Consider the following 13,391-nt stretch of genomic DNA (forward strand, 5'->3'; position numbering starts at 1 on the left):
CGCGACCGCTCGATCGCCGCAAACTGTCCGCCCGCGTGCCGCGGCAGCGGTGGCAGCAACGCGAGGTCGTCATCGAGCTGGTGTCGAAAGTCGAGCACTAGCGACAAACGTATGCGTGGACCGGTCCGAGCTGTATCGATGAGCACGCCCGTGAGCCCCGTGGGTGGGAGCGGGGTTTTAGATAGTCGGTCAGAAACCCACGCTCACCCATTGGGCTCGCCAAAATCAAGAGATATCCGCGAGCATTCCCTCGACCGCAAACGCGACGCCTTCGGGGAGTTTGGGGGCGTCGCGCTCGAAGAGCACTTCGTGGCTCATGTGCGTGAAGAGCGTCCTTGCCGGCTGAAGGTCGTCGACGACTTCCAACGCCTCGTCGATGGTCAGGTGCGTCGGGTGCTTGCGCCACTGCAGGGCGTCGATGACGAGCAGGTCGAGCCCGCGAAGATGCTCGCGCGCTTCCGTCGGCATCGCGTTGCAGTCGGTGCAATACGCCAGGCTTCGGCCGCCGACGTCGACGCGGAAGCCGAGGGCGTCGACGTTGCTGTGCGGGTATCGAACGGGCGTCCAACGCATCTCGCCGATCTCGAACGGGCCGTCGATCGTCCTGGCTACGAGCGACGGCCGAAAGAGCTTCGGCGAGCCTTCGCCGGGCTTCAGGAAGGCGTACGGAAACATTCGCGACAGCGTGCCGTGCGTCTGTGCGTCGGCCCAGAGGTCGAGGCTCGTGCCCTTGAGTGCGTTGAACCGTCTCAGGTCGTCCAGGCCCGCAATGTGATCCGCGTGGGGGTGCGTGAAGACGACGGCATCGATGTCGGTCACGTCGTTGTCGACGCACTGCAGCCGGAGCTCGGGCGTCGTGTCGACGAGAACACTCGTCTCGCCGTGGGTGACGACGACGCTGCACCGTGACCGGCGATCGCGTGGGTCGGCGCTCGTGCACGTCTCGCACCGACAGCCGATCATCGGCACGCCGGCGCTGGTGCCCGTGCCGAGGAACCGCAGCGACAGCCCCGCACTCATGGCGTGGCCGGTCTGGTCGCGGGACCAGCCTGATTGACCGGATCGGCCTCGCCGTTGCGTTCGCGGGCGAACTCGCGGAGCTGGCCCTTTTCGATCAGCGGGCGCCGCGTCACGTCTTCCAGCTCTGCGGGGCCGAATGGGCGCTGATACGTCGGTGCTGGCTCGAAGCCTTCGGGCGGACGAACGATCGCAAAGCCAAGAATCACCGTCAGGACGCTGAAGAGCATCAGCGCAGGCACGACGTACTTGCCGGGGATGGAGTACGGGTCTTCGCCGTGCACGGAGCAACGCTACGCGACGCACGGACGAGACGGGCCAAATCTGGCTACGCGGTCGCGGCCTTCTTGCTCGACTTCTTCGCGGTCTTCTTTGCCGTTTTCTTGGCAGCCTTTTTCTTCTTGGGCTTCTCCGGCTCGAACTCGATGTGTTCGACGGGCAGCGGGCCGTAGCTGTCTGCGGGTTTGCCAGTCATCTTGCTGACGAGGTGATGGCTCTCCTCGACGCGTTTGCGCAGTTCGGGCAGGAGCGTGTTGATGTAGTCGAGTTGGTCCTTCGGAAGCTTGCGGACCATCTTCGTGCTGCGGCACTTGGGAAAGTTGCTGCAGCCAAGGAACGGGCCGCGTTTCGAGTCACGCAGCAGCATCGGGGCGCCGTCCTTCTCGCACAGAATCGTCGTCTCGATCGGCTCGATCTTCGGCGGCAACGGCTCGTCGTTCTTGTCGAGTGCGACGATGAACTTGCACTCGGGGTAGTTGCTGCACCCAAGGAAGCTCCCGAAGCGACCTTTGCGTTTGATCATCGGGGCGCCGTCGAGCGGGCAGTTGTACTCGCTCTCCTCCCGCAGCATCGGCTTGCCGAACGGGTCGACGGGCTTGGTGACGTTGATCTCGCGATCCTCCGCCGCCAGGAAGAAGCCGTTCTTGCCGATGCGGTAGACGAGCTTCGCACCGGTCTCCTCGTCGACGTACGGCGACGGCATGCCGCCGGCGTGGTCAAGCTTCTCCAGGGCCTCATCGATGCCGCTGTGGAACGGGCCGTAGAACTCCTTGAGCAGTGCGATCCAGTCGGTCTTGTGCTCCTCGATGCCGTCGAGCTTGTCCTCCATCTCGGCGGTAAATCCGACTTCCATGATGTCGGGGAAGGCCTGCATCAGCTTGTCGGTGACGACCTTCCCGAGCAGCGTGGCGAAGAACGACCGGTTCTGGTTGAGGACGTACTCGCGCTTCTGAATCGTGTCGATGATCGACGCATAGGTCGACGGCCGACCGATGCCGAGGCTTTCGAGCTCCTTGACAAGCGAAGCCTCGGTGAACCGTGCCGGCGGCGAGGTGAAGTGCTGCTGCGGCCGGATGTCGGCGGCGAACATCGGCATGTTCTTTGCCAGTTCCGGCAGGAGCTGATCGTCGCTCGTCACGCCGCTGACACGCATAAACCCGTCGAAGACCAGCTTGCGTCCGCCGGCGCGGAAGATCGCGGTGCCGGCGTCTGTGTCGCTCTTGATGCGGATCGTCGTCTGGTCGAACTCGGCCTCGGTCATCTGGCAAGCGAGGAACCGCTCGTAGATCAACCTGTAGAGCTTGTAGTCGTCCGGGCCGAGCTTGCCTTCGAGGTTCTTCGGACTCGCGACGACATCCGTCGGGCGGATCGCTTCGTGGGCTTCTTGGGCGTTCTTGTTGCGGCTGGCGAATTGCCGGGGCTTCTCTGGCAGGTAGCGGTCGCCGAAGTGATTGCCGATGAACGTGCGGGCCATCTCCGTCGCCTGCGGCGAGAGGTTGGCCGAGTCCGTCCGCATGTACGTGATGTACCCGGCCTCGTAGAGCGACTGGGCGACACGCATCGTCCGGCTCGCGCCGAAGCTGAGCCGACTCGACGCCGCCTGCTGGAGCGTGCTGGTGATGAAGGGCCCCGGCGGACGGCTGCGGGTGCGTTTGGTCTCGATCGACTCGACGCTGAACGGCGGCGTCTGGCCGAGCCGGCCGACGACCTGCTTCAACGTCGCGGCCGGACCTTTGCCGTCAGGATTCTCGGTCTCGGCAATTTGCTCGACATCGAGGCCCAGTGCGGCAGCGACGTCACGGGCCTGCTCGGCGTTGTCGATCTCGAACTTCTCGCCCTTCCACTCGACGAGGTCGGCCGCGAACGCGCCGTGCTCGCCGAGCCACACCTGCTGAGCCTTCTTCGCCGGCTCGGCACCGTCTTCGCCTGACTTCAGAAAGTCGCGCCAGGCCTCTGCCAGTTCGGGCTTCTGCTCGGTCGTGAAAATGCCGCCAATCTTCCAGTACTCGTCGGGGACGAAGGCCTCGATCTCGCGCTCGCGCTCGACCACCAGCCGGACGGCCACGCTCTGCACGCGGCCGGCACTGAGGCCGCGCGCAACCTTCCGCCACAGGACCGGCGAGATTTCGAAACCGACGACGCGATCGAGGATGCGCCTGGCCTGCTGGGCGTTGACGCGGTCGATGTTCAGTTCGCCCGGATTGGCAAAGGCCCGGTCGACGTCGGCTTTGGTGATGGCGTTGAAGACGACGCGCTTGATGCGATCGTCCTTGAGCTTGAGCGCCTCCTTGATGTGCCAGGCGATGGCTTCGCCCTCGCGGTCGAGGTCGGTCGCGAGCCAGACAGTGTCGGCGTCCTTGGCGGCCTTCTTCAATTCCGTGATGACCTTGCCCTTGCCCTCGATGATTTCGTACTCGGGCTCGAACGTCTCCAGGTCGACGCCCATGCCCTTTCGAGGCAGGTCGCGGACGTGGCCGACGGAGGCCTTGACGACGAAGTTCGGGCCGAGGTACTGGTTGATCGTCTTGGCCTTGGCGGGGCTTTCGACGATGACCAGATCCTTCTTGCCGTTGCGGGAAGTGCCATTGTCGGCAGTTGCGGGCATCAGTCGGGTATAGGCATGCCGGTTCGTCGAGGTTCGATCGGGTCAGTCGAACAGGCCACGCAGACCGCGTTGGAGGAGCCCGGCTCCGGCGTTGTCGATCAGCGCCGCGACGGCCCGTTCGGCAACTGCGTCGAGCTCGCCGGTGGCGTCCACGCGCGGCGCTGGCGTCGTGCCGTCGAACCGCAACGTTACCCCGTCGCCCAGCAGCGTCTGGAACGGGTTCTCGCCGAACAGGTCGACGAGATCACTCGGATTGTCACCGGCCCACTTCTCGATCAGGCTCGTCGGCATCGTGGCCGACATGTTCAGGGCCAGCGACTCGATGTCGACGTCGCCGGTGAAGGTCAGCGGATACCGCGTCGGGTCATCTGCCCTGCCCTGTCGCGGGTCGGCCAGCGCGATCGTGAGCGTCGTTATTGCAGTGCCGCCCGAAAAATCGACCCGGCCGTCGACGTCGCCGCGAACGGTGTCGAGTTGCGTTTTGACGTAGTCGCTCAGCTGGAGGCGGCGCTCGACCAGGCCGTCGATGTCGAGGCCCGGAATCTGTCGCGCTCGGCCCGCCTTTGCCAGCACGGCCTGCCGGGCTTGTCCCGTGAGCTCGTCTGCAAGTGCAGGAACCACGTCGTTGTCGACGGCGAGCTCGCGAATCGCGTACTCGACGCTCGCGATCGATTGCCCCAGAGCGGCCGTGTCGATGCGGGCGGCGTCGACGAGCGTGACATCGAGCAAGCCGCTGGCCGACTGCGGATCGGTCATCACCGGATGCACATAGCGTCCAAGCGCGTCGGCCAGGCCGCGGTTGAGCTCAACCCCGCTCGTCAGCGGCCCTGCGGGCACGTCGATGAAGCCGGTCTCGGTGTCGAACGCAATCGCGGCGAGCGTGACGCTGCCGTTGTTGACCGTGGCCGTCGCGTCGTCGGAGATGACGAAGCGTGTGCCTTCGGCGGCGAGCGACATCGTCGCCTCGGCGACGACCGCGGGTGATGTCACCGCCAGGCGCACGTTCTCCGCGTTGCGATCCAGGTCCACGACGCCGATGTCGACGGCAACGTCGGCCACGTCCGGCACGTCGAGCCGGAGGCCGACGTCGGAGAACTGCTCGGTATTGGCCGGATCGAGCGTCAAAAATCCCGCGAACGTCGCTTCGGCCAGCTCTGTCGGCTCGGCGTCGACGGCTTCGAGGTCTTCGTAGACGACATCCCTCGCGACGCCGTCCACCCGCACGCCGAGTCGGCCGCCGCGGTCGATGGTCCGAAGGCGTCCACGATCGACTCGACCGGCGTAGCGGACGCCCTCGAACGCGACGAAGTCCCGCAGGTGACGCTGCAGCTCATCGGCCGACGTCTCGAACTGCACGTCCAACGCCGCCAGCGACGGCCCGCCGCCTTCGGCTTTCAGGAACGGCAGATCGACGTCGATGGCGACGTCGCGGAGGGCGGGAATTGTTCCAAACTCGTCTTGCACATCGAGGTCAACATCCGCCGAGGCGCTGGCCGTTCCTTTGGGTGCGACCAGCTTGATCTCCGTCACTCTTGCGAGGCGTTGACCGTCGAACTCGCCGATGTCGCCAGCGATGGTCAACTGTGCCGTCTCCGCCGCGTAGCCCTCGCCATCTGCAGGATCGATGCGAAGGTCGGCGACGCGAAAGGAACCTGTCACCGCCTGCCCGGGACCGTCCAGCTGGAGGCTTCCCGTTGCGATGCCGCTAGGCCGGACGACCAGGTCTGTCTCGACGGCGGAAGCCAGCAGCGACATCGCTGCGAGATCGACATCGTTGAGCGTGAGCGTCTGCACGATGTCGGCGGGCATGCCATTCAGATCGCCCGCAACGGTGACTTTGCCGGCCGGCTTGGCGTTGACCGAAAGGTCGATCGACACGTCGTTCGTAAGTGAATCGTCCGCGACAGTGACCTGACTGTCTCGCACGAGGGCGGTGACGTACGGCAGACCGAATCCGGTGTCGTCGCGTAGCAACTCGCCCGCCTCATCGACGCGCTGGACGGTTGCTTCGAGCCTTCGGATGTCGAACTGGCCGGTGACAGCGACGGGCTCGGAGCTGTCGTCGAACGGGCCGACGAGTCGTTCGAGGTTGGTCGTGTTGTCGGGGTAGACGTGGACGACGGGGAAGTTTGCGTCGATGGTGACGTCGCCGAGGTCCAGGTCGCCGCCGAAGGCGATGCCGATGAGATCGCTGGCGGTGAGCGATGTGTCGAGCTTTGCAAGCTCCAGCACCCGCCTGGCTTTGTCGTCCTCGACCATGGTGCCCTCGAGAGTGAGGCCGCTGCCCCAGCCGATGGAGAGCTTGCCGAGGTCGACGCTGCCGTTGATCTGGCCCTCGATGAGGTTCGCGACGAACCGGTTGCCCGGACCCGTCGAGAGGAGTGTCGGCCCGAGTGCGACGAGCCCGGCCAGCAAGATGACCAGCACGCCCGATGCGACGAACAGCCGTCGCTTCCACCGCCCTTTTCGTCGCATGGGCGTCGATTCGGCTTCGTCGGCCTGTGCCGGTTGGTCGGGAACGTCGGCCATGCCGCGAGCGTATCGAAGTGTGCCAAGACGCGTGAAGCCTTATCGGCCGCTTTGACCGACGCGACGCTTCGATCATAATGCTCGGCCACCACTTCCCGGCCCCAGAGGCCACACCCAACCGCCGAATCCGTAAGAAGATGCCCGACAACCAGAATCATCATCCTGCCAAGGACGACCTCATCCTCGTCTGCGGTGCCGGCGGCTTCATCGGCGGCCACCTGATCGCTGACCTCCGCGAAAAGGGATACACCAACCTCCGCGCTGCCGATCGCAAGCCGTTCGAAGGCTGGTACCAGAAGTTCGACGACGTCGACAACCACGTCCTCGACCTTCAGGAGCTGCCGGCTTGCCGCACAGCTGCTGAGGGTGCCCACACCGTCTTCCAGCTCGCCGCTGACATGGGCGGGATGGGCTTCATCGAAAACAACAAGGCCCTGTGCATGCTGAGCGTGCTGACGAACACGCACATGCTCATGGCCGCCAAGGACACCGGCACGCAGTCGTTCTTCTACAGCTCGTCGGCCTGCGTCTACAACGCCACCAAGCAGACCAACGCAGACGTCACCGCGCTCAAGGAGGAAGACGCCTATCCCGCCGACGCCGAGGACGGCTACGGCTGGGAAAAGCTCTTCAGCGAACGCATGAGCCGGCACTTCCGCGAGGACTTCGGCCTGCGCACCCGCGTAGCCCGCTTCCACAACGTCTACGGCCCCCACGGCACCTACGACGGCGGCCGTGAGAAGGCCCCCGCCGCGATGTGCCGCAAGGTCATCAAGGCCAAGCTCACCGGCGAGCACGACATGGAAATCTGGGGCGACGGGAAGCAGACGCGCTCGTTCATGTACATCACCGACTGCCTCGAGGGCGTTCACAAGATCACCGACAGCGACATCCTCGAACCGATCAACCTCGGCAGCAGCGAGCTCGTCAGCATCAACCAGCTCGTCGACATCGTCGAAGACCTGGCCGGCATCAAGCTCAACCGCCACTACAACCTCGACGCCCCCAAGGGCGTCCGCGGCCGCAACAGCGACAACACCAAGATCCACGACTACCTCGGCTGGGAACCGAGCGTCGCCCTTCGCGACGGCATGGAGAAGACGTACAAGTGGATCTACGACGAAATGAGCAGCGGCCGCGAGAGCGTGGTCAATGTCGCGTGATTGACAGACGTGCTTGGGATCGATTTCTACAACATCAGGGAAAGCACTTATCTCGGATGTCTCCCGACAGTCCTGCTGGCGGTCTTGATTATTCTGGTCCTGGTGGGATTGCTCTGGATCGTCGCTGTCAGCCTCTGACACAAAGGTCACGACGCGTCGTGCGGCGGCAACGGATGGTCCAGGTCCGGCAATCGCACACTAATTGAACCAAGCTGCGAAGGTGAAGAAATTGCCGCGCGTCAGGCGCTGGAGTCGCTCGATGCTGTCGCCGGTGGCGACGTTGCCCTCTTCGAGGTACGGCACTGCGGCGGTGCCCTGGAACCAGAGGAGCACGTCGGTCTCTTCCTGCTCTTCGAAAACGCGTTTCAGGTTGATTCCGCGTGTCTCGGACTCGATCCGCCAGAAGGGCAGCAGGCGTTCGCCGTTGAGGACGTCTTCAATGTCGTCGAGGAAGACGAGCCACCCGTCGATGATGTCGTCGGTTACTTCGATGTTCGGAAACGCGGCCGACTGGTTTGCGTTCGGAATCCACTCGCTGCCGTCGTCCGTTTCAGCACGGATCAGCTCAAACATCCGTCGCGACCCGGCAGCCGCTTCGAGGAAGTGTTCGCGGGCGGAGAGCAAACGCTCGCGATCGCGAACCGGGAACTGAAGCAAATGCACCGCGGCGATCAGGTCGGTGATGTTGTCGAATGAGAACGATGGGTCGCTGGACTGAAGGAAATCGAATGACTGTTCGGCGTTGGCAAAGAGCAAGTGCCCGCAATGGTCGAACCAGCGGCTGGCGTCGTGGGCCAGCATGAGGTCGGCAAAGCCCTCGATCAGATGCGTGTAGGCGATGAGCCACTCGACGTCGGCGTCGTCGAACTCGATGACGACTTCGCTGATCGCTCGCTCCCTCGCGGCAGTCAATGCAGCAAACTGCTGTTGCCACTCAAGCTGATACTGACGCACGTCCTCTCGGTATTGCTCACGCTCTTCGGGCGTGGCATCGCGGCCAGGAGCCTCCGGTTGCTCGAGGCCATCGAGGCTTTCGAGATCACGCTGGTCGACGCGGATGTTGACCCAGCCGAGTTCACGGAGGATTGGCATGAGACGTTCGCGGTCCCCAGAGCTGCCGTCACCGTCGAAGTCGAACCCGATCGACGCGAGCGGCAGCGCGACGCGGACCGGGCCGTCGATCTCCTGCAGGATCGTTCGGGCTTCGGCTAGTGTAATCGCGAAGCGGTCGATCGCTTCTGCGATGGCGGCAGGCGTCGCGACATCGGGTTCGTCGTTCATCGGGACCGGCAAGCGAAGAAACGGCACACTTTCGGCAACGTCACCACGCGGGCCCATCGCGTGGAGATCTCTGCCGAGCGTCTCGACGCCGGAAAGCACGGTCGCGACACCGAGCGCGAAGCGGACGTTCGCCTCGTCGCCGTCGTTCGCGTCCAGCTTTGCCGTGAGCGTCGCAACCGCCTGCGTCGGCGGCTGTGTCGCGAGCACGTCTGCCGGGTTCGCTTCGGACGTCGCAGTCGTAGCCACGAAAACTACCAACGCGACGAATGGAGCCGTCAGTCTCATGGCGGCATGCTCGCAGGTCGCGGGGCTCGTCACAACGACGAGTCCGCTACCTTCTGCCACAGTGCCTGAGACAAAACGGCCAGGCTCGAAGGCGAAACAGCGTCAGCTCCAGCGACGGGCTCGCATCCTGCGTTGCGTCGCGGACATCCCGAAAGGACGCGTCTCGACCTACGGCAGCGTCGGGGCTGCGTGTCAGACCGGGCCCCGTCAAGCTGCGGCGGTGCTGTCGCTCGATCCGGGGGCGTCGGACGTGCCGTGGCACCGCGTCGTCGGTGCGGGCGGGCTGCTGCGGATCGTCAACCCGGTCGGCCACAAGGAGCAGCGCGAGCGACTCATCGCGGAGGGCCTTGAGCTCACCGATCGTCGCGTTCAGGCGTTCGACGACGTGTTCGTCGACATGTGCGACCTGGAGTGAGCTGGATACCGCTGCTTACCACCGCAAACGAAATCGGGCGAGAGGCACGTGATGCCTCTCGCCCCGCTCTCTCACATCGACGACTGCCCCCGACATCAATGCTGACGCCGACGCAGCATGCACAGGCCAAGCAGGCTGACCGCCGCCACGGAGGTCGGCTCGGGGATCACCGCGCCGTCGACCAGAAGGACGTTGTCGATCAAGACGTCCGGCGACTGGTTGAAGTTGAACGAGAGGAACCGCAGCGTGTCGAACGAGTTGCCGGCAGCGACGGTGTCCTTGCTGGTTGCGTCGTCGAAGACCAGCACGCCGTCGATGTAGATGTCCGCCGTCGCGGAGGCCACGCTGGTCGTCGTGCCACCGAAGCCCGTGTACGACTCGCTGGACGTGCTGTTGTTGGCGACGATGGTGAATCGCACGGCCTCGCCGCTGGAGTAGGCGTTGCTGACGGACTCGTCGCCGCTGGTGCTGTCGGCGGTGATGTTGCCCTCGTTGATCTGGAAGTCGAAGATCGTGTTGGCATCGCCCGAGCCGTCGTTCTGGCCGAGTCGGATCACGAAGAAGTCGTTTGCGAGGCTCGAATCGTCCGTTTCGAAGTAGTCGAAGCTGAGCGTCACGACGTCGGACCCGCCCAGGCCGGCTGCGCCGAGCAGGAGGTTGCTGCTTCCGCCAGCGTCGTCGTCGAGCCGGACGGCCTGATTCGTAACGCCCAGACCAAAGACGTCGGCGGCATCAGCGACGACCTCGAGGGTCGAGCCAGAGTCGACCGCCGTCCCGCCGTTCCACGGCGGGCTGTCGGGCAGACCGCCGAGCGTGTCGTTTTCGAAGTCGTCGCTGAGCAGAGCGGCGTGTGCGGAGCCTGCGAGGGCGATCGAGATCGCGGTCGCGGCGGAGAAGATGGTGCGATTCACTGTTACCTCCTGAGGGAAATGAAGCTGGACCACGTCGGGTCCGCAGCGGCTGGTTCGGAGCCCACTGGACCTGAACATAAACCGTGCGGCTCAGCCGGCAATGATGTTGTGCGAAAATCGATTGCTTGAAAACGCGAGCGGGGTAGGGTGAACGACCGTGTCAGGCGTCGTCCGGGTCCATCTCGATGTGCCGATGGAGCAGACGTTCGGTCCAGAGATTGCGCTCGGGGTCAGTCGCTTCGCGTTGGCGAGCGATCGACAGTGGCTGCTGAGCGTGCCGGACTGGCAAGAGCCCATGCCCGAAACCACTTCGACAGGCCAGCAATGTTCGGACGTCGGGATCATCACTCGCGCCGCGACGGATCATCAGGATAACCTCATTGCCGACCGCGGCATCCCGGCGGTGAACGTCTCGGGCGTCCTGCGCTCGTCGAAGCTACCGCGCGTTCAATCGGACGACCATGCGTGCGGCGTTCTGGCTGCGGAGCACCTCATCGACCGCGGCTACACACGATTTGCCGCCGCCTTCATCGACGGTCAGGTTTGGCGAGACCGAGCCGCCGGTTTTGCCGCGCGGGTCCGCCGGCAGGGGCATCACTGCACGCTGTTTCGACTCGGCAGCGTTGCGCCGTCGCAGCACGGTTCGCTCACTGCCCGGCTCGCTGAGTGGTTGGAGCGTTTGCCCGAGCCGACGGGCGTGCTGGCGGTGAGCGATCTGATGGGGCGACGGCTCAGCGATGCCTGCCGGCTGGCGGGTCTGCGGGTCCCGGACCGTGTCGCACTCATCGGCGTCGACAACAGCGAGCTGATGTGCCACCTGGCCGATCCGCCTCTGACGAGCGTCGACATCAACGCCGAGCAGATCGGCTTCAATGCCGCCGCCATTTTGGATCGATTGCTTCGTGGCGAGCCCGTCCCAACCACGCAGATCGTCCCGCCGCGCGGTGTCATCGCGCGTGCGTCCACGGACGCATTGGCTGTCGACGACCCCGACGTCGCAGAAGCGCTGGCGACGATCCAGGCACGTGCGTGCGATCCACTGGACGTCGAGACCGTCCTTCAGAAGGTCGCGGTGTCGCGTCGGACGCTGGAGTCGCGGATGCGCAAAGCAATCGGCCGCACGCCGGGACAAGAGATCAAACGCGTCCGCCTTCAAACAGCACGCGACCTGCTGGTCTTTTCCGACGCGTCGCTGCAACGCATCGCTCGCCGCACCGGCTACCAGGGACTCGCTGCTTTCAGCCACTCGTTCAAGCAGCACACCGGCCTGTCCCCGGGGCAATACCGCCTTCAATTCCGATCAAGCGACGTCCGCTAGGGGCATCTGTCAGCGTCGCCCTTGCCAAACTCAGCGATGCTGAGCTCGGACACGGTTCAGAGCCGTCTACGCTGCTGCCGCCGATGTCTGATGCGAAGACGTTCCTCATCCTGAGCCAGGTCTACGTGCCGGATCCGGCCAGTGTCGGCCAGCACATCCACGACGTCGCGGCCGAGATGGTGCGGCGCGGTCATCGCGTCATCGTCTACGCCAGTGGGCGTGGGTATGAAGATCCGACGACGAAGTACCCGGCCCGTGAGACGCGTGACGGCGTGGAGATTCGACGAATTCCGCTGGCGTCGTTCGGCAAGAAGAGCATTCCGCGCCGCGTCGCCGGCACGGCGAGCTTCATGGGACAGGTGCTGACGCGGGCGATGACGTGCGAGAAGCCGGACGCGATGCTCGTCAGCACGAGCCCGCCGATGATCGGCAGCGTCGGCCGGCTCGTGAAAAAGGTTCGAGGCGTGCCCATGACGTACTGGGCGATGGACCTCAACCCCGACCAGCTCATCGCGCTGGGCAAGATCAAGGCCGACGATCGCAAGGCCAAATTCCTCGAGAAGAACAACCGGAAGATCCTCGACAGCAGCGACCTCGTCGTCGCGCTCGATCGCTTCATGGCGGACCGACTTCGGCCTCGGACGACGGACCTCGACAGCCGCCTTTTGACGATTCCGCCTTGGCCGCACGAATCCCACGCGGAGCCGGTGAAGCACGAAGACAACGTCTTTCGCGACGAGCACGGCCTGCAGGGGAAATTCGTCGTCATGTACAGCGGCAATCACTCGCCGAGCAACCCGCTCGACACCGTGCTCGAAGCGGCCGATCAGTTGCGCGACGACGATCGATTCCGGTTCCTCTTCGTCGGCGGCGGGCTGGGCAAGAAAGATGTCGAGGCGTTCATCAAGGAAAAGTCGCTGCCGAACGCGATCAGTCTGCCGTATCAGCCGATCGAGTCGCTGCGGTACTCGCTGTCAGCCGCCGACGTGCACCTCGTGACGCTGGGCGACGACATGGTCGGCATCATCCATCCGTGCAAGGTCTACGGTAGCATGGCCGTCGCCAGGCCGATTCTGTTCGTCGGGCCCAAGCCGAGTCACGTCAGCGACTTGCTCGACCAGCACGACTTCGGGCGCCACGCGAGTCATGGCGACGTCGACGCAACGGTCGCGGCGTTGAAGGAACTGGCCGACCTGTCCGACGAGACCCGCGAGTCGATGGGAACGACGGCCCGCCGAGTCCTCGACGAGAATCTCAGTCAACAGCGACTCTGCGGCATGATGTGCGACCGCATCGAGGCGACGATGTCGGCCTGAGCGTGAGGCGTCCGCGCGTGCAGCGTCAGGGCTTGCAGCCGCACACTGGGCCGCCATCGGGCTTCTTCGGCGGGGCCTTGCCTGGCGAGCCGGACGGCTGATCGGGCGTCGGTGTGGGGCCGGACGAAGGCGTTCCGAGTGGGTCTGCAGCGGGTCCCGTTCGGTTGACCGAGACTCCGCCAGAGACGGCAGGCGGCGACTGATTGCCAGACTGACCGTTCCTGTCGGGCGAGTTCGCAGATCCGCCTGACGAACTGGCACTACGACCGCCG

10 protein-coding genes are annotated in these 13,391 nt (G+C 64.7%); 4 read left to right on the top strand and 6 right to left on the bottom strand.

Annotated elements, in window-relative coordinates; all coding sequences use genetic code 11:
- Window positions 1-225: 225 nt before the first annotated feature.
- Genes AAGI46_10120 through AAGI46_10135 form a run of 4 tightly spaced genes read right to left on the bottom strand, consistent with a single transcriptional unit; the run spans window position 226 to window position 6,430 of the window.
- Window positions 226-1,020: an MBL fold metallo-hydrolase gene (locus tag AAGI46_10120; GenBank protein ID MEM1012560.1), complete on the bottom strand. Its 795-nt coding sequence runs from the start codon at window positions 1,018-1,020 to the stop codon at window positions 226-228.
- The gene (locus tag AAGI46_10125) at window positions 1,017-1,301 is read right to left on the bottom strand and encodes a hypothetical protein (GenBank protein MEM1012561.1); all 285 of its coding nucleotides are present in this window, start codon (window positions 1,299-1,301) and stop codon (window positions 1,017-1,019) included. The genes AAGI46_10120 and AAGI46_10125 overlap by 4 nt, the downstream gene beginning before the upstream one ends.
- Before the next feature lie 44 nt (window positions 1,302-1,345).
- Window positions 1,346-3,901 (bottom strand): type I DNA topoisomerase, encoded by a 2,556-nt coding sequence (topA, locus tag AAGI46_10130; protein ID MEM1012562.1) that lies wholly within the window; start codon window positions 3,899-3,901, stop codon window positions 1,346-1,348.
- Window positions 3,902-3,943: 42 nt separating this feature from the next.
- On the bottom strand, window positions 3,944-6,430 hold the full coding sequence (locus tag AAGI46_10135) for a hypothetical protein (GenBank protein MEM1012563.1): 2,487 nt from the start codon (window positions 6,428-6,430) through the stop codon (window positions 3,944-3,946).
- A gap of 137 nt (window positions 6,431-6,567) precedes the next feature.
- Here AAGI46_10135 and AAGI46_10140 point away from each other — a divergent pair, with 137 nt between their 5' ends.
- Window positions 6,568-7,593 carry an NAD-dependent epimerase/dehydratase family protein gene (locus AAGI46_10140; protein MEM1012564.1) on the top strand — a complete coding sequence of 342 codons (1,026 nt, stop codon included), beginning with the start codon at window positions 6,568-6,570 and terminating at the stop codon, window positions 7,591-7,593.
- 198 nt (window positions 7,594-7,791) lie between these two features.
- Here AAGI46_10140 and AAGI46_10145 read toward each other — a convergent pair whose 3' ends face one another.
- Window positions 7,792-9,159 (bottom strand): hypothetical protein, encoded by a 1,368-nt coding sequence (locus AAGI46_10145; protein ID MEM1012565.1) that lies wholly within the window; start codon window positions 9,157-9,159, stop codon window positions 7,792-7,794.
- A gap of 61 nt (window positions 9,160-9,220) precedes the next feature.
- Between AAGI46_10145 and AAGI46_10150 the strand changes: the two genes are divergently transcribed.
- Entirely contained in the window at window positions 9,221-9,574 is a 354-nt protein-coding gene (locus tag AAGI46_10150) for an MGMT family protein (GenBank protein ID MEM1012566.1), read from the top strand.
- A gap of 95 nt (window positions 9,575-9,669) precedes the next feature.
- On the opposite strand, the gene AAGI46_10155 is transcribed toward AAGI46_10150, so the two are convergent.
- Window positions 9,670-10,485 carry a hypothetical protein gene (locus AAGI46_10155; protein ID MEM1012567.1) on the bottom strand — a complete coding sequence of 272 codons (816 nt, stop codon included), beginning with the start codon at window positions 10,483-10,485 and terminating at the stop codon, window positions 9,670-9,672.
- A gap of 157 nt (window positions 10,486-10,642) precedes the next feature.
- Between AAGI46_10155 and AAGI46_10160 the strand changes: the two genes are divergently transcribed.
- Window positions 10,643-11,803: a substrate-binding domain-containing protein gene (locus AAGI46_10160; protein ID MEM1012568.1), complete on the top strand. Its 1,161-nt coding sequence runs from the start codon at window positions 10,643-10,645 to the stop codon at window positions 11,801-11,803.
- A gap of 83 nt (window positions 11,804-11,886) precedes the next feature.
- Complete coding sequence (locus tag AAGI46_10165) at window positions 11,887-13,119, top strand: glycosyltransferase family 4 protein (GenBank protein MEM1012569.1); 1,233 nt, start codon at window positions 11,887-11,889, stop codon at window positions 13,117-13,119.
- Window positions 13,120-13,391 lie beyond the last annotated feature (272 nt).

The organism is Planctomycetota bacterium (assembly GCA_038746835.1).
Taxonomy (GTDB): domain Bacteria; phylum Planctomycetota; class Phycisphaerae; order Tepidisphaerales; family Tepidisphaeraceae; genus JBCDKH01.

Coding starts and splice junctions, on each gene's coding strand:
- AAGI46_10145 (MEM1012565.1), bottom strand. CDS start 9,159: ATGAGACTGACGGCTCCATTCGTCGCGTTGGTAGTTTTCGTGGCTACG.
- AAGI46_10120 (MEM1012560.1), bottom strand. CDS start 1,020: ATGAGTGCGGGGCTGTCGCTGCGGTTCCTCGGCACGGGCACCAGCGCC.
- AAGI46_10165 (MEM1012569.1), top strand. CDS start 11,887: ATGTCTGATGCGAAGACGTTCCTCATCCTGAGCCAGGTCTACGTGCCG.
- AAGI46_10140 (MEM1012564.1), top strand. CDS start 6,568: ATGCCCGACAACCAGAATCATCATCCTGCCAAGGACGACCTCATCCTC.
- AAGI46_10135 (MEM1012563.1), bottom strand. CDS start 6,430: ATGGCCGACGTTCCCGACCAACCGGCACAGGCCGACGAAGCCGAATCG.
- topA (MEM1012562.1), bottom strand. CDS start 3,901: ATGCCCGCAACTGCCGACAATGGCACTTCCCGCAACGGCAAGAAGGAT.